The organism is Hoeflea sp., from assembly GCF_039975035.1.
In the GTDB taxonomy this organism is placed as follows: Bacteria; Pseudomonadota; Alphaproteobacteria; order Rhizobiales; family Rhizobiaceae; genus Hoeflea.
Genome location: NZ_JBDWHW010000189.1, coordinates 1 through 20,836, shown reverse-complemented (window position 1 = coordinate 20,836; position 20,836 = coordinate 1). Strand labels below are relative to the sequence as shown.

19 protein-coding genes are annotated in these 20,836 nt (G+C 61.2%); 8 read left to right on the top strand and 11 right to left on the bottom strand.

Annotated elements, in window-relative coordinates:
* Positions 1–45 precede the first annotated feature (45 nt).
* Complete coding sequence (gene ubiA, locus ABJN75_RS17020) at positions 46–1,020, bottom strand: 4-hydroxybenzoate octaprenyltransferase (protein WP_348440774.1); 975 nt, start codon at positions 1,018–1,020, stop codon at positions 46–48.
* 178 nt (positions 1,021–1,198) lie between these two features.
* Here ubiA and purD point away from each other — a divergent pair, with 178 nt between their 5' ends.
* Positions 1,199–2,473 carry a phosphoribosylamine--glycine ligase gene (gene purD, locus ABJN75_RS17015; RefSeq protein ID WP_348440781.1) on the top strand — a complete coding sequence of 425 codons (1,275 nt, stop codon included), beginning with the start codon at positions 1,199–1,201 and terminating at the stop codon, positions 2,471–2,473.
* A gap of 113 nt (positions 2,474–2,586) precedes the next feature.
* Positions 2,587–3,120 (top strand): plant virulence effector HPE1-like domain-containing protein, encoded by a 534-nt coding sequence (locus ABJN75_RS17010; RefSeq protein WP_348440773.1) that lies wholly within the window; start codon positions 2,587–2,589, stop codon positions 3,118–3,120.
* A 131-nt stretch (positions 3,121–3,251) separates the two neighbouring features.
* Here ABJN75_RS17010 and glyS read toward each other — a convergent pair whose 3' ends face one another.
* The 3 genes from glyS to ABJN75_RS16995 all read right to left on the bottom strand — a co-directional run bounded on the left by glyS (position 3,252) and on the right by ABJN75_RS16995 (position 8,190).
* Positions 3,252–5,582 carry a glycine--tRNA ligase subunit beta gene (gene glyS / locus ABJN75_RS17005; RefSeq protein ID WP_348440772.1) on the bottom strand — a complete coding sequence of 777 codons (2,331 nt, stop codon included), beginning with the start codon at positions 5,580–5,582 and terminating at the stop codon, positions 3,252–3,254.
* 100 nt (positions 5,583–5,682) lie between these two features.
* Positions 5,683–7,599, bottom strand: coding sequence for a DUF2207 domain-containing protein (locus ABJN75_RS17000; protein ID WP_348440771.1), 1,917 nt, complete (start codon positions 7,597–7,599; stop codon positions 5,683–5,685).
* Positions 7,600–7,629: 30 nt separating this feature from the next.
* Positions 7,630–8,190, bottom strand: coding sequence for a LemA family protein (locus tag ABJN75_RS16995; protein ID WP_348440769.1), 561 nt, complete (start codon positions 8,188–8,190; stop codon positions 7,630–7,632).
* Between the two features lie 320 nt (positions 8,191–8,510).
* On the opposite strand from ABJN75_RS16995, the gene ABJN75_RS16990 reads away from it, so the two are divergent.
* Positions 8,511–9,974 (top strand): sensor domain-containing diguanylate cyclase, encoded by a 1,464-nt coding sequence (locus tag ABJN75_RS16990; protein WP_348440768.1) that lies wholly within the window; start codon positions 8,511–8,513, stop codon positions 9,972–9,974.
* Positions 9,975–10,012: 38 nt separating this feature from the next.
* On the opposite strand, the gene ABJN75_RS16985 is transcribed toward ABJN75_RS16990, so the two are convergent.
* From ABJN75_RS16985 to ABJN75_RS16960, 6 genes are all read right to left on the bottom strand, one after another.
* Positions 10,013–10,606: a hypothetical protein gene (locus ABJN75_RS16985; RefSeq protein WP_348440767.1), complete on the bottom strand. Its 594-nt coding sequence runs from the start codon at positions 10,604–10,606 to the stop codon at positions 10,013–10,015.
* Between the two features lie 140 nt (positions 10,607–10,746).
* A complete protein-coding gene (locus ABJN75_RS16980; RefSeq protein WP_348440766.1) occupies positions 10,747–11,700 on the bottom strand; it encodes a glycine--tRNA ligase subunit alpha in 954 nt (317 codons plus the stop codon).
* Positions 11,701–11,841: 141 nt separating this feature from the next.
* Positions 11,842–12,033: a hypothetical protein gene (locus tag ABJN75_RS16975; RefSeq protein WP_348440765.1), complete on the bottom strand. Its 192-nt coding sequence runs from the start codon at positions 12,031–12,033 to the stop codon at positions 11,842–11,844.
* Between the two features lie 70 nt (positions 12,034–12,103).
* Positions 12,104–12,961: a S49 family peptidase gene (locus ABJN75_RS16970; protein ID WP_348440764.1), complete on the bottom strand. Its 858-nt coding sequence runs from the start codon at positions 12,959–12,961 to the stop codon at positions 12,104–12,106.
* A 125-nt stretch (positions 12,962–13,086) separates the two neighbouring features.
* A complete protein-coding gene (locus ABJN75_RS16965) occupies positions 13,087–13,905 on the bottom strand; it encodes a methyltransferase (RefSeq protein ID WP_348440780.1) in 819 nt (272 codons plus the stop codon).
* Between the two features lie 58 nt (positions 13,906–13,963).
* Positions 13,964–14,209, bottom strand: a complete 246-nt coding sequence (locus ABJN75_RS16960) for a DUF2007 domain-containing protein (RefSeq protein ID WP_348440763.1) — start codon at positions 14,207–14,209, stop codon at positions 13,964–13,966.
* Positions 14,210–14,341: 132 nt separating this feature from the next.
* Here ABJN75_RS16960 and ABJN75_RS16955 point away from each other — a divergent pair, with 132 nt between their 5' ends.
* From ABJN75_RS16955 to ABJN75_RS16945, 3 genes are all read left to right on the top strand, one after another.
* The gene (locus tag ABJN75_RS16955; RefSeq protein ID WP_348440762.1) at positions 14,342–15,358 is read left to right on the top strand and encodes a polyprenyl synthetase family protein; all 1,017 of its coding nucleotides are present in this window, start codon (positions 14,342–14,344) and stop codon (positions 15,356–15,358) included.
* Positions 15,359–15,483: 125 nt separating this feature from the next.
* Complete coding sequence (locus tag ABJN75_RS16950; RefSeq protein ID WP_348440761.1) at positions 15,484–17,409, top strand: tetratricopeptide repeat protein; 1,926 nt, start codon at positions 15,484–15,486, stop codon at positions 17,407–17,409.
* 12 nt (positions 17,410–17,421) lie between these two features.
* Positions 17,422–18,297: a 4-(cytidine 5'-diphospho)-2-C-methyl-D-erythritol kinase gene (locus ABJN75_RS16945; protein ID WP_348440760.1), complete on the top strand. Its 876-nt coding sequence runs from the start codon at positions 17,422–17,424 to the stop codon at positions 18,295–18,297.
* Between the two features lie 18 nt (positions 18,298–18,315).
* Here the strand turns inward: ABJN75_RS16945 and ABJN75_RS16940 are convergent, their stop codons facing one another.
* Positions 18,316–18,834: a glycosyl transferase gene (locus tag ABJN75_RS16940; protein ID WP_348440759.1), complete on the bottom strand. Its 519-nt coding sequence runs from the start codon at positions 18,832–18,834 to the stop codon at positions 18,316–18,318.
* Positions 18,835–19,024: 190 nt separating this feature from the next.
* Between ABJN75_RS16940 and ABJN75_RS16935 the strand changes: the two genes are divergently transcribed.
* A complete protein-coding gene (locus ABJN75_RS16935; protein ID WP_348440758.1) occupies positions 19,025–20,182 on the top strand; it encodes a PA0069 family radical SAM protein in 1,158 nt (385 codons plus the stop codon).
* 178 nt (positions 20,183–20,360) lie between these two features.
* Positions 20,361–20,836 (top strand): ribonuclease HII (locus ABJN75_RS16930; protein ID WP_348440757.1); only part of this gene is annotated, 476 nt, incomplete at its 3' end.

Here is a 20,836-nt window from a genome sequence, read left to right as displayed (position 1 = left end):
AGGACAAGACCCGGTTGCCGGAAACGGCGACCGGTTTTTTTATGTTCAGGCGAGAAGCGAAGTGATCAGGCCGAGAAAGACGATCAGACCAACGTGGCTGTTGAGCTTGAACAGCGCCAGGCATTGGTCGGCATTGTCAATGTCGATGACGCGGATTTGCCAGCCGAGCATGATCACGGCGACCGCCAGACCAACATAGGCAGGCCAGGCGACAGCGCTCAGCCAGAACGCCGCAAGCGCCATGGCGGTAAACAGCGCGTAAAACAGCACAAGCCAGATCTTGGTGTTGTTGCCGAACAGGCGCGCGGTGGAACGCACGCCGACCAGCGCATCGTCCTCCTTGTCCTGATGGGCGTAGATGGTGTCGTAGCCGATGGTCCAGGCAATCGCGCCGATGTAGAGCAGGACCGGCGGCCAGGCCAGTTCTCCAAACAAGGCCGCCCAGCCCATCAACGCACCCCAGGAAAATGCCAGGCCGAGAAAGAACTGCGGCCAGTCGGTGAAGCGCTTGGCGAAGGGGTAGATCACCACCACGCCTAGCGAGGCGATGCCAAGCAGAATCGAAAACCCGTTGAACTGAAGCAGCACAAGAAGGCCGACCAGCGCCTGGACAACGACAAAGACCGTGGCGGCGAAACGGGAGATCCGCCGCGAGGGAAGCGGCCGCGAACGGGTGCGCGCCACCTTGGCATCAATCCTGTAGTCGACCAGATCATTCCAGGTGCAGCCGGCGCCGCGCATGGCGATGGCGCCGACCATGAACAGAAAAAGATGCCAGAGCGTCAGCGCCGGATACCAGACCGTATCCAGATTGGCGGGAGAACTGGCAACATTGGCGGCAAGAGCCGAGGACCAGAAGCACGGCCACATCAGCAATTGCCAGCCAATCGGGCGGTCCCATCGGGCAAGCTGGGCATGCGGCCAGAGCGCGCGCGGCAGCACCCGGTAAACCCAATTGCCCGACGGCGCATCGGCGACGCGGGCATTCTGTTCAGCAGTCTTTCTCGATGATTTTGACATGGTGTGACTGTTGCCCGCAGCGCCGCGCGCCGTCAAGTTGCGAGCCTGTCGATTTGCATCATGGCGCATCTCGATGATGAGTTGCGCCTTGTTGCCTTGACGCTGCGGCCGCTATTGCCTACCCCGTCCGCAGTTGGCCGCATGCTGCGCGCGGAACGGAAAATGGAGACCTTCAATGATGAATGTGCTGTTGATCGGGTCCGGTGGCCGCGAACATGCGCTGGCCTGGAAGATCGCCCAGTCGCCGATGCTCGGCACACTGTATGCAGCGCCCGGGAACCCGGGCATCGCCGAACATGCGAGCCTGAGTGATGTGGACGTCTTCGACCATGACGCCGTTGTCGCCCTGTGCCGGGACAAGGCCATCGATCTGGTGGTGGTCGGGCCCGAGGCGCCGCTGGTGGCAGGGCTTGCCGACGCGCTGAGCGATTCCGGCATCGCCGTATTCGGGCCATCGGCGCTTGCGGCGCAACTGGAAGGCTCCAAGGGCTTTACCAAGGATCTTTGCGCCCGCGAAAACATCCCCACCGGGGCCTATCAGCGGTTCAACAATGCCCCCAAGGCCAAGGCCTATGCGCGGGCGCAGGGCGCGCCGATCGTGATCAAGGCCGACGGGCTGGCCGCCGGCAAGGGGGTTACCGTGGCGATGACCATGCAGGATGCGCTGGCCGCCATTGACGATTGCTTCGAAGGCGCTTTTGGCGAGGCCGGCGCCGAGGTGGTGGTCGAGGAATTTCTGCATGGCGAGGAGGCGAGCTTCTTCTGTCTGTGCGACGGCAAGACCGCCCTGCCGTTTGGCACGGCGCAGGATCACAAGCGGGTGGGAGACGGCGACACCGGCCCCAACACTGGCGGCATGGGCGCCTATTCTCCCGCGCCGGTGCTGACACCGGAGCTGATCGCGCAGACCATGTCGCAGATCATCGAGCCGACCATGCGCGGCATGGCGGCAATCGGCGCACCGTTCAGCGGCGTGCTTTACGCCGGACTGATGATCGACGACACCGGCCCCAAGCTGATCGAATACAATGTCCGGTTCGGCGATCCGGAATGCCAGGTGCTGATGATGCGGCTCAAGGACGACATCCTGGTGCTGCTGAAGGCCGCAGCCGACGGCGGGCTGGCGCATGTCTCGGCCCGCTGGAGCGAAGACGCGGCGCTGAGCGTGGTGATGGCGGCGGAAGGCTATCCGGGCACGCCAAAGAAAGGCACGCCGATTTCGGGCCTGACTGCTGCGGAAGCCGATGGCGCCAAGGTGTTTCATGCCGGAACAGTGCTCAAGGACGATCAGCTGCTGGCCAATGGCGGGCGTGTTCTCAATGTCACCGCGCGCGGCGCCGACGTCACAACCGCCCGGACACTGGCCTATGCAGCGGTTGATGCGATTGACTGGCCGGGCGGATTTTGCCGCCGCGACATCGGTTGGCGGGCCGTCGAGCGCGAGAAAAATTAACGGCGCGTTTACCGCATCCAAAAACCGGATCGTAACGGCCCCTTGCTAGAGTGCACTCACCAAAACCGGAGATTCCGCATCAAACGGGGCCGGACAGAACGGGAGTATGCGCCATGATGAGATTGTTGATCGCCGCCACGATGTGTGTTGGCGCGGGAGCGGCCAGCGCCGGCTCAATCGAATCCTTCGCGCCGACGCTGAGCACCCGGACCAGCATTGTTGAAGTGGGCTGCCCGTCCTGCACCCGCGCAATCAAGGAAAAGACCGCCGAAGAGGCCCAGGTCAAGCTCGCGCCCGGCGAACAGATCATCGAGGTGCGCAATATCGATGGCGAGATGATGATCTACCGGACGGAGAACTGGCTCGGCGGCTCGCCCGTCACCATGGTTCGCAAGGCCGATGAAACCGATCTCGTCGCACTCGGCGTGGCCGCACCGGAAACCAACCAGATCGCCGACGCTGACAAGACAGCCGGCAGCGAGACCGACCAGCCGGTTACCGCCGAAGCCACGGGCGAACCGCCACTGTTTGAACCGGTCATCGCCAACACGGCACCGGGGATCGACAAGATCACCAAGACATCCGCGCTCGGCGACATGCCGGTTGAGCCGTTCAATCCCGCGAAATTCGAGCTCAGGCTCAACTGAGACCAACAAGACCGGCGGGCCCCACCCCGCCCCTGCCGCGCAAGCCCTCGTCCGGGTCCGCGATGGCACCCAGCCGGCGCCCACCTCCAGGGGTCGCCGGCTTCGGGCATTCCGGCCCTCAAATCTCGAATCTATCCGGAGATCTTGGAGAAATCGGCGACCGCGCCGGTGGCCTGACGGATCAGGGCGAGCAGCGCCAGACGGTTGGCCCGCACCGCTTCATCCTCGGCATTGACCAGCGCCGCTTCGAAGAACGTGTCCACCGGTTGGCGCAGCGTGGCAAGCGCGCCCATCGCGGCGGCGTAGTCTTCCGCCTCGATGGCCTTCGTTGCCTGTGCGACTGACCCGGTGACCGCGGCATGAAGGTGTTTCTCGGCATCGAGTTCGAACAGCGCCGGATCGACAGTCTCCGCCACCGCAGTGCCCTTCTTCTCCTCGGCGGCCAGAATATTGGCGGCACGCTTGGCGCCGGCCAGCAGATTCTTGCCGTCCTCGGTGTCGAGGAATGCCCCCAATGCCTCGACGCGACGGGTGATGTCGAGCAAGTCATCGGAGGCCGGCGTGATCACCGCGTCGATGAGATCGTGGCGCGCGCCCTGATCGCGGAGATAGACTTTGAGGCGGTCGTGGAAGAAGGAGAGGAGGTCGGCCCTAATATTCTTTGATTCAGCACTACCGAATACGTCGTCATAGTCTTCGGCTTCAAATGCCTTAACAGACCCGGCGTAACGAACTGCGGTTTCATCGGAAAATGCTATATGTGTTTGTTCAATTGATTGGTGTGCGTCAAGCGTCGATCGATAGTAAATCTCGGTAAGAACACGCTTAATGGCGTTCTCCAAAAATTTTCCCAATTTTATCTGAACACCATTCTCCACCAGAATCCGGATCACGCCCAGTGCAGCCCGCCTGAGCGCATAGGGATCCTTCGAGCCGGTCGGCTTTTCGTCGATGGCCCAGAAGCCGACCAGGGTGTCGAGCTTGTCGGCCAGCGCCACGGCAATCGACACCGAATCGGTTGGCACCTGATCGGACGGCCCTTGCGGCTTGTAGTGCTCCTCGGCGGCCAGCGCGACGCTTGCGTCTTCACCCTGAAGCCCGGCATAGATGCGACCCATGACGCCCTGAAGTTCAGGAAATTCGCCGACCACTTCGGTGGTCAGATCGGCCTTGGCGAGCATCGCCGCGCGAGTCGCCAGCGCCGGATCGGCGCCAACCACGGGTGCAAGTTCAGCGGCGAGCTTGGCTATCCGCTGGACGCGTTCGCCCTGGCTGCCGAGCTTGGCGTGGAAGGTGACGCCCAGATGATCGAGCTTGGCCATGCGCTGGTCGAGCGGTTTTGTCATATCCAGCCCGAATTTTTTGGCCGATTCCTCCAGCCCCGCGAGATCCGGCAGATCGGTCTGGTCGGTGTTCCAGAAATACAGCGCATCGGACAGCCGGGCGCGAACCACCTTGCCGTTGCCGTAGGCGATTTCGCTGCCGCCATCGCTGGCCTCGATGTTGGAAACCAGGATGAACTTGTTGGACAGCCCGCGTCCGGGCTTTCTCAGCACGAAGCATTTCTGGTTGGTCTTGATGGTGAGCCGGATGATGTCGTCGGGGATCTCAAGGAAATCCTCGTCGAACTCGCCCATCAGCACCACCGGCCATTCGACCAGTCCCGACACCTCGTCGAGCAGGGCCTCGTCCTCGACCAGTTCCAGCCCCGAGGCGAAGGCGAGATTGCGCGCGTCGGAGAGAATGATCTGCTTGCGCCGCTCGGCATCGAGCACCACTTTAGCGCGTTCGAGCTTGTCGGAGTAATCATCGAAGCGGCGCACGGTGAAGGACTCGGGCGCATGGAATCTGTGACCGGATGTGGTGTTGCCGGCAACCAGACCGTCAATCTTGAAAGCGATAACGGTCGGGTCTTCGGTTTCCGGCCCGAAGGTGCAGATGATCGACTGCAGCGGCCGCACCCATTTGAGCGCTTCCGGCCCCTTGCCCTCGATGCCGTGATAACTTGAGCCCCTGGGCATAGAAGCCGCGCCCCAGCGCATCGATTTCGGCCAGGAGAAACCGCGAATGATGCCGGGCATCACCGCGGCGATGATCTCCTCGGCGTCACGGCCGGGTTTGGAGATATGGGCGACATAAAAATCGCCCTTTTTCGGATCGGTGTGCACATGGGCTTGCGAGATATCAGTGAGCCCTGCCTTGCGCATGAAGCCTGCCAGCGCCTGTTCGGGCGCCTTGGTCGATGGTCCCTTGATCTCCTCGTTGACATCCTTTGACCGCGCGGTCAGGCCGCGAATATCAAGTGCCAGCCGGCGGGGTGTCCAGTACTCGCGCGCCGCCTCGTAGGTCAGACCGGCATCGACAAGCGCGTCGGTGACAGACTTGCGCAGATCGCCCGCAGCCTTGCGCTGCATGCGGGCCGGGATTTCCTCGGAGCGGAGTTCGATAAGAAGGTCGGGCATCGTGTCACACGCGGTCAATGGAATGGTGTGCGCGGCTTAGCAAGGGCGGCGCCAAAAGTCACCTTCCCTCGCCGCAAAAACAATGATCGCGGGCAAGCTCCTACCAGCCGCCACCGCCGCCGCCGCCGCCACCGCCACCTGACGATCCGCCACCGGAAGAGCCGGACGAGCTTTTGGGCTCCGGCATGGATGCCGCCATGGCTGCGGACACGGCGGCAACCGACGATGCCGCAGCCGCGCCGATATTGCCCGGCGACCATGAATTGCCGTGATACCATCGCGGCTGATACTCATGCTCGCGATCCGGCGCAATTCGCGCCAGTTGCGCCGCCCAGGCTTCAGACCAGGGTTTTTCAACGCCAAGTCCCGCCGCATAGGGCAGGAACCGCTCGAACAGTTCCTCAGACATCTCGGGCGCATCACGCATGTTGAGGCGATTGGTTTCGGCGGTTTCGAGATAGAGCTTGAAGCCCTTGATGTCGGCCAGCACCTTGGCGCCGATCTGGGTGGGTGCGCCGAGCAACCAGGTCATCATGATCATGATTGCCATGCCGAAGATCACCAGGGCTGCGGCAAACCGGTAAATGATCAACTCGCCGGGAACAGCAACGATGAGAACGCCAAGCAGAAAAACCACGGCGCCGATCACTTTCATGATCCAACCACCCAATCCGAATCCCCCGGCCTGATGCGCGTTGCGTCCGGCAAGCCACATGCCGCCGCCGGCCAGCGATGTGAACACCACCGCCACCATGTAGAAGACGCCGTCATCGGGCGGATCCTGAAGCACCAGACCGACAATGAAGGTGGCAACGGCCAGGATCGCACCGAGAACAAACCGGCCGATGTTGGAACTGTAATACTTGCCCGAATATTCCGACGAGATCACCGAGCGGAAACGCGACAAAGCGCTTTGCAGAGACGGCCCGTTGTTCTTGTTGAGGGTCATCTCCTCGCGATGTCCCAGCAGACCGGAAAACAATGCGTCCTCACCGGCAGGCAGGGCGGGCGGCTGCATCTCTCCGGCGGCCTCCCCGCGCAGCAGCGTCACCGTGCCGGCCGAATCCTCCTCGATGCGCAGGAACCGCTTGACGCCGAGCGACAGCAGTGCGGCAATGAAGGGAAGACTGATGCCCTTCCTGCCGGAGCGAAAGCCGTTGAAATGCGCATAGGACAGCGCCGCCGGCGACAGCTTTTCAGGCGGGTGGAACAACGGAATGACCGGCGGTGACGGCGGGTCGCGGCCAACCTTGTTCCAGGCGTAGAGATAATAGGCGGGTACGCCCAGCCACCCAAGGATCAGCAGCAATATTCCGGCGTTGCTGCCGAGCTTGCCGCCGCCGCCCGCCTGCGGTGTGACCACGCCCTTGGTGAAGCCGACTGCGACAGTCATGCCCTCTTGCGGGCCAAGCGATCTGGTCAGAATGAAACGGACTTCGGAGCGGCCCTTGCCGGAGGCTGCGTAGTCGCGGCCGTCGTCGCCAAACGCGCCGGTGTAGCCGGCCAGTTGTTCGGCACTTGCACCGTCCGGCAGGGTTATGCGGGCTTCGGCAGCGAGAATCGGAAAACTCCAGAAGCTGCCGGTGACGTTCCAGTAAAGTTCGTCATAGCCCTCAAAGAACCGCAACTGCCGCGTGGTCACATAGCGGATCGTGTAGGTGTGGTTGCCACCGGGCAGAAAGACATCGGCATCGCCGATCAGGATCCGGAAAAAACGGCCCTGCCATTCGGTGCTGTAGGGCGAAGGCTGACCGTTGTGCAGCACCTCGATAAGGTCGAAGCCGTTTTCCTCCCACAGGCCCCAGTCATCCAGTGTGCGAAGCGGGATATCGCGATAGATACCGCGGCGGATATCACGCCCCTCGGCATTGACGGTGATGGTTTCGGTGACTTCGATCGATGCGTCGGTGCGCACTTCGATGTCGGCACGGAAATTCCGGATCTCCTCGCGCGCGATCGCCGCTTGCGGGGCAAACGACACAAGGCACAAGAGCACCGCTGCGAGCCAACGCTTCATGGGTCAGTCCCTCCCCCCGAAAGATCCGGATTACTGGAATGAAACCTTCGGGACCGCGCGGTCCGCTTCATCCTCGAGTTCGAAATACTCGGCCTTGACGAAGCCGAACTGCCTGGCGACCAGCATCGAGGGGAAGGATTCCACCGAAACGTTGAGATTGCGCACTGCACCGTTGTAGTAGCGCCGCGACATCGATATCTCGTTTTCGGTTTCCTCGAGCGCCTGCTGGAACTCCTTGAAGTTCTCGTTGGCCTTGAGGTCGGGGTAGCTTTCGGCAACCGCCATCAGCCGGCCCAGCGCGCCGCTCAGAGCGCTCTCGATTCCCGCCCGTTGCGCGGGCGAACCGGAACTGCCGGCCACGGCCTGGCTGCGCAGCCGGGTGACCTCTTCCAGCAATTCTTTCTCATGCGACATGTAGCCCTTGACCGCTTCAAGCAGATTGGGGATCAGATCGGCGCGGCGCTTCAATTGAACATCAATGCCGCTCCAGCCCTCGCCTGCCATCTGGCGGTTCTTGACCAGCGTGTTGTAAAGCGAAATCGCGTACAGCGCGACGCCGACCAGCACCGCCAAAATAATCCAGACACTCATGCGTCAACTCCCCGCTCGAAATTCAACCATTGCTCTTGTGTGCAGGGATAACCCGACAACCGGATAACCTTACGCAGTCTCCCCTTGAAAATCCACGGGATAAGCCGAGCCAACGCCATCAAGGTTGAATTATCTGGCTGTCAGATCCGCTCTTGCGGCAAATTCCCGCATGGCCGGGATTTCTCGTGGCCGCGATTATTCGAACCCATTTCATCAAGCAAAGCTTTACCATTCCCGGTCCATAATTGACGCAAGCGCCAAAAGCGTGCTTGCGAGGATTGCGAGCCCGTTGGATTGTGCGGAGACGGGGAACGATCTAGATGACACATTTTGACGCCAGCATTTTCGAACTGGCTCCGGTTGCAATGTGGATTGAAGACTTCTCCGCTGTAAAACAGCAATTCGAGCGCTGGCGGGCCGAAGGCGTGACCGATCTTAAGGCCTATCTTCAGGAAGACATCACGCGTGTCGCGGCTTGTTCGAGCAAGATCAAGGTGCTTCGGGTCAACAGCAAGACACTTCATTTGTTTGAAGCGGACAGCCTTGAGCACCTGGTCGACAATCTGTCCGTCGTGTTTTGCGACGACATGCTGGAGAACCACATCAACGAACTGGCGGAACTGTGGGACGGGAAAACCGAGTTCTGCAGCAATGCGGTCAATTATTCGCTCTCGGGCAAGCGGATGGATATCCAGCTCAAGGGGATTGTCCTGCCCGGCCACGAGGAGACGCTGGATCGGCTGCTGTTGACCACCGAGGATGTCACGGCGCGCGAGGATGCGCGACGCAATGAGACCAAAAGCCGTCAGCATGCGGAGGGCCTGTTTGAATATTCACCAGTATCGCTGTGGGTCGAGGATTTCAGTCAGATCCGCAACCTGATCGAAGAGGTGCGCGAGCGCGGCATCGAGGATTTCCGCGTGTTCATGGATGTGCATCCGGAATTCGTGCGTCAGTGCATGAGCGAAATCCGCGTCATCGACGTCAATCAGGCAACGCTGGACCTTTTCTGCGCGCCCGATGTCCAGACATTGTTGCAGCGCCAGCTCGAGATTTTCCGCGACGAGATGGAAAAACCCTTCCGCGAACAATTGATGGATCTGTGGGAAGGCAAACTTTTCCACCATCGCGAAGTGATCAATTATGCACTCGACGGGTCAGTGCGCCATATCCTGCTGCATTTCGCGGTTCTGCCGGGACATGAAGAGGACTGGTCGCATGTCCAGGTGGCGTTGACCGACATCACCGCGCGCAAGAAAGCCGAAGCCTATCTGGAATATCTCGGCAAGCACGATGTGCTGACCCAACTGCATAACCGTGCATTCTACAAGGATGAACTCAACAGGCTCGAGCGCAAGTCGCTGCGCCCGGTCTCTGCCATCGTCATGGATCTCAATGGGCTCAAGGATGCCAACGACCAGCTTGGGCACGACGCCGGCGACGCCTTGCTGCGCCGCTTTGGCGAAGTTCTCAATGGTGTTGTGGCGCGTCCCAATCATGCCGCGCGCATCGGTGGCGACGAATTCGTGGTTCTCATGCCCGGCACCGACAAGAAGGCCGCCAGCGCCATGGTCGATACAATCAGCGAATTGCTGCATATCAACAATCAGTTCTATTCCAGCGCGCCGCTCAGCGTCGCCATCGGTGTGGCGACCAGCACGGTCGGGGAAACGATGGAAGACATGGTCAAACGCGCGGACCAAAAAATGTACGAGGACAAGCGCGCCCATCACAATGGCGGCGCTACCCAACTTGCCGGCAGGAAACAGACTTCGGTCGCCTGATACGCACCGGACAAGCCAATGCATGCGCCCCGCGCAAGCTATTGCATGCCGGTAAGGGCCATCGGCGGATCCGCCGGATCAAACGTGGTCGCCGGGCCTTTTCGAGCCTCCAGCCAGATGAGCGGAACAGCGACAATCAGCACGATCAAGGCCGGCAAGACCGGCGCACCGGGCAAATAGACCGCTGAAACCGCCAGCACAGCGACAAGCGCTGTCAAGAGCGCGATCACCAGCCAGACAATCCAGAGCGATGTACTGCCTGACACAAAGCGGGCATCGGGCGCTCTTCTGGCAATCCGGCGGCACAGTTCCCGGATGAAGGGCGCGTAGGTTTCAGTCCGGTCCTCGAAATTGCCGAGGCCGAGATAATGATGCGACCGGATCTTGACCACTTTGCCGCCTTTCAGTTTCAGACTTGTCTGATACTGACGGCCACCGCTTCCGGCATAGCCGATGAGTTGCACCGAGTTCACATCGGCATAATCCACGATGGTTTTGCGTGACCCGTCGCCCCAGGAGAAAGTGTCCGGCTCGAGCATGCACACCATTTCCCGCTCAACAAGGCTGTTGCGAACAGTGTGGAGGAACGACTGCAGCGCTCCATTGGATTGATCTGTCGATCCGGCGGCCATGGCTTGGCATCTCCCCATGTCGGGAAACGGCGACAAGGCAGCCGGCCACCCTCCCTCAATCAATGCTCATTGAGGCTAACCGGAATCGGTGTTTGCGCCAAGACGGGATATCAACAGACGCAAAAGGCGCTAACGCCGCTCTATTCCGCGGCTTGCAGGAAATTTGCCCCGCCGGCGTCGGTGAGCAGGAAGGCCTCGCCGCACTGGCGCGACAGGTTGCGCACCCGCAGGATATAGCCCTGGCGTTCGGTCACCGAGATGACGCCGCGCGCATCAAGCAGGTTGAAGACATGGCTTGCCTTGATGCACTGGTCATAGGCGGGCAGCACACATTTGTGCAGTGAACCGGACTCGGACGGCGCGCCGGATTTCAGAATGGCTTCGCATTCCTTTTCAGCATCCTCGAAATGCTTGAGCAGGATGGCGGTGTCAGCGATCTCGAAATTGTAGCGCGAATATTCCTGCTCGGCCTGCAGGAAGACATCGCCATAGGTGACTTTTTCTGCGCCCTCGCGGCCGTTGAAATTGAGGTCGTAGACATTGTCGACGCCCTGCACATACATCGCCAGACGCTCAAGCCCGTAGGTCAATTCGCCAGCAACCGGCGCGCATTCGATGCCGCAAACCTGCTGGAAATAGGTGAACTGGCTGACTTCCATGCCGTCGCACCAGCATTCCCAGCCCAGCCCCCAGGCGCCCAATGTCGGGCTTTCCCAATCGTCCTCGACAAAGCGGATGTCGTGCAGCAGCGGATCGATGCCGATGGCAGCGAGCGAGCCGAGATAGAGTTCCTGCAGATTGGACGGGTTGGGTTTGAGGATCACCTGATACTGATAATAATGCTGCAGCCGGTTGGGGTTTTCACCGTAACGGCCATCCTTGGGACGGCGCGAGGGCTGAACATAGGCCGCATTCCACGGCTTCGGCCCGAGCGCGCGCAAGGTCGTGGCCGGATGAAACGTTCCTGCGCCCACTTCCATGTCGTAGGGCTGCAGCACGACACAGCCATAATCCGCCCAATAGCGGTGCAGGGCGAGAATCAGCGCCTGAAACGAGCGTGTCGGCTTCATGTGATCTGGAAGGGTATCGGTCATGGCTGGGATCCGGATGGAAAGGCGGTCAAATCAGGCCGCGATCAAGCGGCCCTGAAAGTGTGGCGACAGGTGCCACGGCTCTTCCTCAGGGTCAAGTCCGGGAGCATGGCCAAGCCGCGCCGGCGAGCCAGGCGCCAGGCCTCACTCGTCCGGCTTCCTGAGCCGGTATTCGCCGGTTTCGGGATCCTCGATCAGCGTACCTTGCGCACCGGTTCGGGTTTCCTTTTCGGCATCGCGAACCCGGGCGTTCACCCGTTCGGCTTCCGAGACAAAGCGCTTGTAGCCGAGCCAGGCGACGGCACCTACGGCGGCAAGCAGAAAAAGTTGCGGCATGGTTGCGGTCCTTTCCTCAGGCCAGCATCAGGCTTGGCCGCGCCACGGCACCAACCCGCGAAAGATGGGTCTAGAGCCCATAGCGAGACCAAAGTGCCCGCTCGTCAAGCGAATTCAACCCTGCTTCGCCGATCCCGGCAAGCACTCCGCCAGCCAGACCGGCATTAGCCCCGGGCATGCGGCGGCCAAACAGACCGCGCTGTGCCGCTATCAGCCGCAGCTTGACCTTGTCGCCATACCGGGCGCGCAAGGTGGACCGCAAATCGCCCAGTTCATCGACCAGGCCCATGTCCTTGCCACGAATCCCGGTCCAGAATTGTCCGGTGAACATCTCCGGAACGTCGTTCAACCGGGGTCCCCGGCTGGTCTTGACCAGATCGATGAAGACCTTGTGGATTTCGAGTTGCAGATCCTTCAGCCGGGCGACGTCTTCGGCCTTTTCCGGCTGGAACGGATCGAGCAGCGACTTGTTTTCGCCCGCGGTATAGACCCTGCGCTCGACACCGATCTTGTCGATCAGGCCGGTAAAACCGAAGCCAGCGGAAATCACCCCGATCGAGCCGACAACCGAGGACGGATCGGCAATGATCTCGTCTCCGGCGCAGGCGATCATGTAGCCGCCCGAAGCTGCCACATCCTCGACGAACATCAGGACTTTCTTGTTCTTCTCCGCCGCCAGATCGCGAATCCGCTTGTAGATCAGACGTGACTGCACCGGCGAACCGCCGGGTGAATTGACCACGATCGCCACCGCAGGCGCCTGCTTGTCGGCGAAGGCGCGGGCAAGCAGCGGCGCCACGGTGGCAATATTCAGGTTCTGGCGAAACTGGTTTCCACCGGCCATGATAGCCCCATGCAACCGGACCACCGGAATAACGGTGATATCCTTGCGGAAGCGAGCAGGCAGAAAAGAATTCAGCGAAACCATGGCAGAGTATTCCTGTTGTCTCCCGCACGTACCGGCGGGCCGGCGGGGCTTGCGGGCGGCTTGAATGTTGTCCGGATCATGTATGTCTTTTCCGGCCCAGTGCAATGGCGGTGCGCGTCATACGCCTATTTTGATGAGCGCGAGTTGCTGCGTCTCGACCAGACGGCACGGCCATTGCAAAGGTCGTTCATCTGAAGCGTGAACCGGTTTCCGGGACCATCATGAAGCAGAATACGATCGCGCAGGCTCATGCGTGCGCGGCTGCCCTTGATCGCTGTGACCAGAATGCGGATCGCATCATCGCCCGGGCGCGGGCAGACCGGCGTGATTTCGGCGCCGCCAAAGCGTTTGCCCAGAGCTGCGAGAATATCGGAGCTGGATTCGGGGCGCGCGATGATCGACACCTGACCGCCGGGCTTGAGAATGGCGCTTGACGTGCGGAGCCAGCGTTCGAACAGATCGTCGGTTTCCATGGCATGGGCCTCCGACTTGAGCAGATCCGGCGTCTTGCGGTCGCGTCCGGAATTGAACGGCGGGTTCATGATCACATAATCATAGGCATAATCCGCCAGACCTGCCTCACGACGCCGGGTGCCATGAAGGGCGACATCGGCCTCGATCACCCGGGCGCGCGCCGCCAGATGCGCGTTCTGGTTCAGCGCCAGCGAGCGGCGGGCGCACTCAGTCATCACAGCCGACCGCTCGATCAGGTCCACATTCAAATCCGGCAATCGGGTGGCTGCGGCCAACCCGGCGGCGCCGGCCCCGGCGCCGAGATCGGCAAGCTGACCGCGCGCGGCTTGGGGGATGGTGGCGGCCAGCAGCATGGCGTCGATTCCGGCACGGTGTCCGGCTCCCGAAGGCTGCACGAGGTAAAATCCGCCATTGTGGAATGCATCAACCGTGTGGCCGGGCTGCCCGGCATCCCGGGATGCTGCGGAGATCTGCCCATCGCCTGGCTGTTCCGATTGGAAATCCGCATGCGGCGATGATCCGCGCTGGTCAGCCTGGCGTGTCACTATCGGTCCATGGCCTGAGTTCGTCTTCCAGACCGGCATCCATGACAATGCGGCGAGCCTGGGCCGCCATGTCGGGATCAACCAGAATACGCCGCGGGATGACGCCTACCGATCCTTCCAGAATGCTCATGCCGGCGTCGGCAACCATGCAACCGATGCCTGCGTCGCGCATCAGGCTTTCCACGAATGAGATGAGCACCGGATCATTGGTGCGGATGAGATCGTGCATCGGCTCTCCTTCTGGATTGTTTGTGTCATCCCTATGTATCACTTATCAACCCGCATGCGCGCCAATTCGCCGCTTGCCGTGTGCGATGGCGCTGAATAATGTGCCGGGAAGTCAAATCAGGAGTCCGTAGCATTGGGTGTGGTCATTTCGCTGGAAGATGGAAAACACAGAGACGCATCGGTCAAACCGTTGGTCGACAAGACACGTGCCGACATGGAACGGGTCAACCAGTTGATATTGTCAAAAGCCGGATCAGATGTTGCCATGATTCCGGAAGTGGCAAACCATCTGATTTCGTCCGGTGGCAAGCGGCTCAGGCCGATGCTGACACTGGCCTCGGCAACCATGTTCGGCTACACCGCAGACGCCCACATCAAGCTCGCCACATCGGTGGAGTTCATGCACACGGCAACGCTGCTTCATGATGATGTGGTCGACGAGAGCGATCTCAGGCGCGGTCGCTCGACCGCACGGATGATCTGGGGCAACCAGGCAAGCGTGCTGGTCGGCGACTTTCTGCTCGGACAGTCATTCAAGATGATGGTCGAAGTCGGCTCGCTCGATGCGCTGGACGTGCTGTCGACGGCGGCAGCGGTGATCGCCGAGGGCGAAGTGCTGCAACTGTCGGTCGCCAAGAATATGGAAACCACGGAAGACGATTATCTCTCGGTCATCCGCGCCAAGACGGCGGCACTGTTTTCGGCAGCCTGCGAAGTCGGCCCGATCATCGCCGGCGCCAGCAAGGCCGAACGCAATGCGCTCAGATCCTACGGCATCAATCTCGGGCTGGCGTTTCAGCTGATTGACGACGTGCTTGATTATAGCGGGTCGGCCGGGGAACTGGGAAAGAATGTCGGCGATGATTTCCGGGAAGGCAAGATAACCCTGCCGGTGGTTCTGGCATACCGCCGCGGATCCGAATCGGAACGGGCTTTCTGGCGTGAAGCGATCGAGGGTGGAAAGAGCGATGAGCAGGCGCTGGAGAAGGCGCTGGGCCTGATTACCAAATATGGCAGTCTGAAAGACACAACTGCGCGAGCCGAGCATTATGCATCGATTGCACGGGATGCGCTGGCGCCGTTGCCCGACTCTGAAGAGAAATCGGCGCTGATGGAAGTCATCGCGTTTTGCGTCAACCGGGTGAATTGATCACCGGTCCGGACAGGCAACCTGCTCCGGTCTTGCCGCACTGCGCCAAAAAAGCCATTGTGTTGGGTAAAACTGCTTCGGCAATTGGCCGGTGCATGGCCAGAACGAACATAAGGCAGACCTTGATGCGGCGAAATTTGACAGCCCGTTTTGCGGCCAGCGTTGCGCTGGGTGTATTTCTTTCGGTGAGCGGGATAACCGGACTTCCGGCAAGCCAGGCAGCGGCGGCCCAGGAGCAGGCAACGGAAGACCAGCCAACTTTTCTCGGGTTTGCCGGAGCTTATCTGGCCGGGCGGACAGCGGACGTCGACAATGACACCGGTCACGCGATTGAATTCTATCGCAAGGCGCTGGAATTCGACCCGGAAAACGCCGATATCAGACAACGGCTGATGGTGGCGCTGTTCATCGACGGACGGTTTTCCGAAGGCGTCACGCTGGCACGTGAAATGAAGGACGATCCCGCAGTCAGCGAAGTGTCGAACCTGGCATTGATGGTGGAGGCCACAACCAAGCGCGAATACCGCAAGGCCGCGAGCCTGCTCGACCAGGAAGACAGCAATCCGATTGACCGCCTGCTCAATACGCTGCTGATAGCCTGGGCCGAATTTGGCGATGGCAAGGGCGACCAGGCAATCAAGTCCATTCTCGCACTCAAAGGTCCCCCGTGGTTTCCCGTCTTTACCCGCTACCATGCCGGTGAAATGGCGCAGGCCATGGGCAAAAAGGCCGAGGCGAGAAAGCAGTTCACCGATCTGATTGCCGACCCCCAGAGTGGCGGCGCGGCACCCGACACCTATATTCGCACAGTGATGTCTCTGGCAGCCATGGAAGCACGGGATGGAAATACCCGCGCCGCTCTGGATGCGCTCTCAGCGGGCGAAGAGTTTTCTCCCGGCTATGCACCGCTGGCGGGACTGAGGCAGTTGATCGAAGATGGCGGCAAGCCGGAGGCCGGCATGAAAACCGCCCAGCAGGGCGCCGCGGCGGCATTTTTCACGCTTGGCAGCGCTCTGAACCGCGATGGCGCGGAAGAAACGGTAGCCGTCTACCTGCAATTTGCCCGGATGCTCGACCCCGCAAACGCCGCGACGCTTGTCACCCTGGGCGGCTTGAAGGAAAAGCTGGGCAAGGCGGAAGACGCCATTGCGATCTATGAGTCCGTTCCCGAAACCTCGCCGATGCGCCGGGTCTCGGAACTTCAGCTCGGGCTTGCGCTGGCCGATCTCGACCGGAATGACGAAGCAAAGGCACATCTCAAGGCGCTGATTGAATCCGATCCGAAGGATATCCGCAGTTATCTCGCCTATGGCAGCGTCTTGTCGCAGGACAAGGATTACGCCGAAATGGCGCGCACCTACGAGACAGCCATTTCGGTCGTGGGACCTGCGCCGACCCGCAATGACTGGAACCTGTTCTTCCAGGCCGGGATTGCCAATGAGCGGCTCAAGCAATGGCCGAAGGCTGAAGCGAATTTCAAGCGCGCGCTGGAGCTTTATCCGAACCAGCCTCAGGTGATGAACTATCTTGGTTATTCCTGGATCGACATGAACATGAACCTTGAGGAAGGCATGGACATGATCCGCGCCGCCGTCGATCTCAGGCCCAATGACGGCTACATTGTCGATTCGCTCGGATGGGCACATTACCGGCTCGGCCAATATGGTGACGCGGTTCGTGAACTTGAGCGCGCTGTGGAACTCAAGCCCGCTGATCCGACGATCAACGATCACCTCGGCGATGCCTATTGGCGCGTCGGCAGGGAGCTTGAAGCCACGTTTCAATGGAATAGGGCGCTTTCCAATGAACCCGATGCCGATCTCAAGCCGCAGATCAAGCTCAAGCTGGCCGAAGGCTTGCCGGCCGCCGACCCGGCGGTTCCTGCCGCTGCCAATGACATGACCAAGGACGGCGATGCGCCGATGCTCCAGCCGAATGGCGCCGGAGCCGACAAGAAGGGCGATCTCGGAACCGTGACCGATCTGCAACGTCATGCCTTGCTGAACGGAACACACGGGGCCCAGGCGTCAACTGCTGGCTCGGATTTGTGAGCCAGCGGATTGATGCTGACGAACGATGCGCCGGCGAAGATCAATCTGGCGCTGCATGTCACTGGCCGGCGGGATGACGGTTACCATCTGATCGAAAGTCTTGTGGTGTTCACGGAGCTCGGCGACCGGGTGTCGGCCAGGCTGGCCAGCCATGACGGGTTTGTTCTCGGCGGTGTTGAAGCCGGTCCGTTGTCAGCGGAAAACAGCAATGACAATCTGGTTGTCAGGGCGCGTGATGCGCTTGCCGGTGCGGCGCGGCAATCGGGCGCCGTGCTTGCGCCCGTCGAAATCAAGCTCGACAAGCGGCTTCCGGTGGCCTCGGGCATCGGCGGCGGATCAGCGGACGCCGCGGCGGCATTGAAACTCCTGTGCAGCTTGTGGGATTTCAGCCCGGCCGCGGACCATTTGTCCCAAATTGCGCTCAAGCTCGGCGCGGATGTGCCGATGTGCCTGAGCGGACGGCCGTTGATTGCCCGCGGCATCGGCGAAAGGCTTGATCCGGTCGCCCTTGGTTTCCGGCTTGATCTGGTGATCGTCAACCCCCGGATCGGCGTCTCCACGCCAGCTGTGTTCTCTGCACTTAAGAGCCGCGACAACGCTCCCCTGCCCGCGCCTGAAGGTGTTGGCGACAAAGGTGCGTTCATCGATTGGCTCGCCCGGACGCGAAACGACCTTGTACCGCCGGCGCGGCGGCTGGTTCCCGAAATTTCGGATTGCCTCGCAGCCCTCAACAGTTCCGGGGCCCTGATCGCCAGAATGTCGGGGTCGGGTGCGAGTTGTTTCGGGCTATATGCGAGCGCTGACGCGGCCAGTGACGCTGCCAACCGGTTGCGTCAGACAAAGCCCGGCTGGTTCATCGCCGCAACGCGAACATCACCCGCAGACTGACGAAGCGCGATTAATGTGTCAGGTCAATGCCAGCACCGCGGCCGGCACGATCTCGCATTTGAGCCGGGTCATCGCCAGGCCGCGCCCCAGGCTTTCAAGCGACTGGCCAGATTTGGAATTGGCGATCGCCTGCCGCTTGGGAATCAGCACGCCGTGTTCTATGGCTGACAGCCGGCCACGGCGCCACCGGGCCATGAACGGAAGCCGGTACTCGCGCGATGGCCTGAGCCGTGCCGCCTGACGGCCAGTGGCAATATGCTGGCCGACATGATCTATCCAGCCCAAGAGCGGCCTGGCGCCCGGTTCAATCAGCAACAGCCAATCGGCGCGCGTCGAACGGACCACGTCACGCAGATCCGGATTTTCGAGAAACCTGCATCCGGCGGCATCGGCCAGCAGGGCAGTGCCGTCGCGCGAACCACGATCCAGAATCACCACCTCGGCGACGAGCCCTTCGATGGCACCACGCACCAGCGAAGCCAGAGTCACCGCCAGGGCTTTTTCCTGGTCCTTGCATTCAATAAGTACACTGATCATTGCCCTTTCTAGATCAAGCCGGAACGATATGCCAGCCGCCGGTCTTTGCGTACGGTCGACCGTTCTCACATCAATTTTTCATTTTGTTCTTGCTATGTTCCATTCTTTGCGATAGGAAAATAATCACGAACACGGCGAAACTCATCGCCCAGTCACAGGTCTTGTCCCCACCGGGCTCCATGGAGGTCTTATGCCAAGTCTTTCAGCGTTGAAACAGACAGCCTTTGCGCCTGGCCTGCAGGCCACCCAAGCAGATGCGCTGGTGGCAGCAAGCGGAATACGCGTGAGCGAGGACCGCATGCGCGGCCGGGGCGCAGGACTCAACATGTCGGGCCGCTACGAGATCAGCACACGCGAGGTTTTTGACGACGGCTGGAGCAGCCTTGAGGATCTGGCGCCGTTCAAGACCGAGGTGCAGATCGAGAAGCCACGCACCGTCATCACCAAAAACCAGTCTCCCGATCTTTCGTTTGACCGTTCGATCAATCCCTATCGCGGGTGCGAGCATGGCTGTGTCTATTGTTTCGCCCGGCCAACGCATGCCTATATGGGCCTGTCGGCGGGCGTCGATTTCGAGGCGCGGCTGTTTGCCAAGCCAGATGCTCCGCGGCTTCTGGAGCGGGAGTTGTCGCGGCCGGGCTACAAGGTGCAGCCGATCGCCATCGGCACCAACACCGATCCCTATCAGCCGGTCGAGAAACAATGGCGCATCATGCGGCAATTGCTTGAAGTGCTGGAAGCCGCGGGGCACCCGGTCGGCATCGTCACCAAATCAGCGCTGGTGGTCCGCGACATCGACATTCTGTCGCGCATGGCATCCAGAGGTCTGGCCCGCGTGGCGCTGTCGGTGACGACCCTCGACAGAAAGCTGGCGCGCACCATGGAGCCCCGTGCGGCAACTCCCGAAAAGCGGCTTGAAGCGATTCGCGCCCTGACCGACGCCGGCATCCCGGTCTCGGTGATGGCGGCTCCGGTGATACCCGGTCTCAACGATCACGAGATCGAGCGCATTCTCGATTCCGCCAAGGCGGCTGGCGCGGATGCGGCGGGCTACATTCTGCTGCGCCTGCCGATTGAAGTCAGCCCGCTGTTTCGTGACTGGCTGCTGCGGCATTATCCGGACCGCTACCGGCATGTGATGTCGCTGATCCGCTCGATGCGCGGAGGCAAGGACTATGATGCCGAATTCGGCAAGCGGATGCGCGGAACCGGCCCCTATGCCTGGCAGATCGCCCGCCGTTTCGACATGACCGCCAAGCGGCTCGGCCTGAACCTGCGGAAATCGCCGTTGCGTGTGGATCAGTTCATCCCGCCGCATGGCGAAGGCGTCCAGTTGAGCCTGCTTTAGCATCAAGCGTCCGGATAGCTGGACGCCTGGAGCGTTAGCCACGCCTCTTCGGGATGCGTGGCGACACAAACCGGACCGCCCCCCGCCCCGTCATGGGCGGTCCGGCGCTCGCGCGGCATCCGTCCCCAGCCGCCGGGCCTTGCAGAGAATCGGGCGGGTGTGCAAGCTTCGCCGCAACATGGCTCGCACCCCGCCCGATTCGCTGTTCCCCGACTATCCGCCGACACCCGATGATCGCTTTGAGCGGCATGCCGTGCAAAGCGGCTTCAACTTCGTTGCAGGTGTTGATGAAGCCGGACGCGGTCCGCTCGCCGGCCCTGTCGTGGCCGCGGCCGTCATTCTCGATCCAGCCTCGATTCCCGACGGGTTGAACGATTCCAAAGCCCTGAAGCCAGCCAGACGGGAGCAATTGTTCGAGATCATCCTGGCGTCCTGCCAGGTCGGGATTGCCAGCGCATCGGCACGCGAAATCGAAAGCACCGACATCCGCGCCGCGAGCCTTGCGGCGATGCGCCGCGCGCTGGCCGTGATGCCGGTCAGCGCCGACTTTGCGCTGATTGATGGCCGCGACGTTCCGCCGGGACTTGATTGCCAGGCACGGGCGCTGGTCAAGGGCGATGCAAGGTCGCTGTCCATCGCGGCGGCCTCGATCGT

Excerpts from the sequence above, each read along its gene's own strand:
- ABJN75_RS16980 (WP_348440766.1), bottom strand. The coding sequence starts at position 11,700 with ATGACCGATACCCTTCCAGATCACATGAAGCCGACACGCTCGTTTCAG.
- purD (WP_348440781.1), top strand. The coding sequence starts at position 1,199 with ATGAATGTGCTGTTGATCGGGTCCGGTGGCCGCGAACATGCGCTGGCC.
- ABJN75_RS16950 (WP_348440761.1), top strand. The coding sequence starts at position 15,484 with ATGCGGCGAAATTTGACAGCCCGTTTTGCGGCCAGCGTTGCGCTGGGT.
- ABJN75_RS16995 (WP_348440769.1), bottom strand. The coding sequence starts at position 8,190 with ATGAGTGTCTGGATTATTTTGGCGGTGCTGGTCGGCGTCGCGCTGTAC.
- ABJN75_RS16940 (WP_348440759.1), bottom strand. The coding sequence starts at position 18,834 with ATGATCAGTGTACTTATTGAATGCAAGGACCAGGAAAAAGCCCTGGCG.
- ABJN75_RS16975 (WP_348440765.1), bottom strand. The coding sequence starts at position 12,033 with ATGCCGCAACTTTTTCTGCTTGCCGCCGTAGGTGCCGTCGCCTGGCTC.
- ABJN75_RS16990 (WP_348440768.1), top strand. The coding sequence starts at position 8,511 with ATGACACATTTTGACGCCAGCATTTTCGAACTGGCTCCGGTTGCAATG.
- ABJN75_RS17010 (WP_348440773.1), top strand. The coding sequence starts at position 2,587 with ATGATGAGATTGTTGATCGCCGCCACGATGTGTGTTGGCGCGGGAGCG.
- ABJN75_RS16945 (WP_348440760.1), top strand. The coding sequence starts at position 17,422 with ATGCTGACGAACGATGCGCCGGCGAAGATCAATCTGGCGCTGCATGTC.
- ABJN75_RS16935 (WP_348440758.1), top strand. The coding sequence starts at position 19,025 with ATGCCAAGTCTTTCAGCGTTGAAACAGACAGCCTTTGCGCCTGGCCTG.
- ABJN75_RS16970 (WP_348440764.1), bottom strand. The coding sequence starts at position 12,961 with ATGGTTTCGCTGAATTCTTTTCTGCCTGCTCGCTTCCGCAAGGATATC.
- ABJN75_RS17000 (WP_348440771.1), bottom strand. The coding sequence starts at position 7,599 with ATGAAGCGTTGGCTCGCAGCGGTGCTCTTGTGCCTTGTGTCGTTTGCC.
- ABJN75_RS16960 (WP_348440763.1), bottom strand. The coding sequence starts at position 14,209 with ATGCACGATCTCATCCGCACCAATGATCCGGTGCTCATCTCATTCGTG.
- ubiA (WP_348440774.1), bottom strand. The coding sequence starts at position 1,020 with ATGTCAAAATCATCGAGAAAGACTGCTGAACAGAATGCCCGCGTCGCC.
- glyS (WP_348440772.1), bottom strand. The coding sequence starts at position 5,582 with ATGCCCGACCTTCTTATCGAACTCCGCTCCGAGGAAATCCCGGCCCGC.
- ABJN75_RS16985 (WP_348440767.1), bottom strand. The coding sequence starts at position 10,606 with ATGGCCGCCGGATCGACAGATCAATCCAATGGAGCGCTGCAGTCGTTC.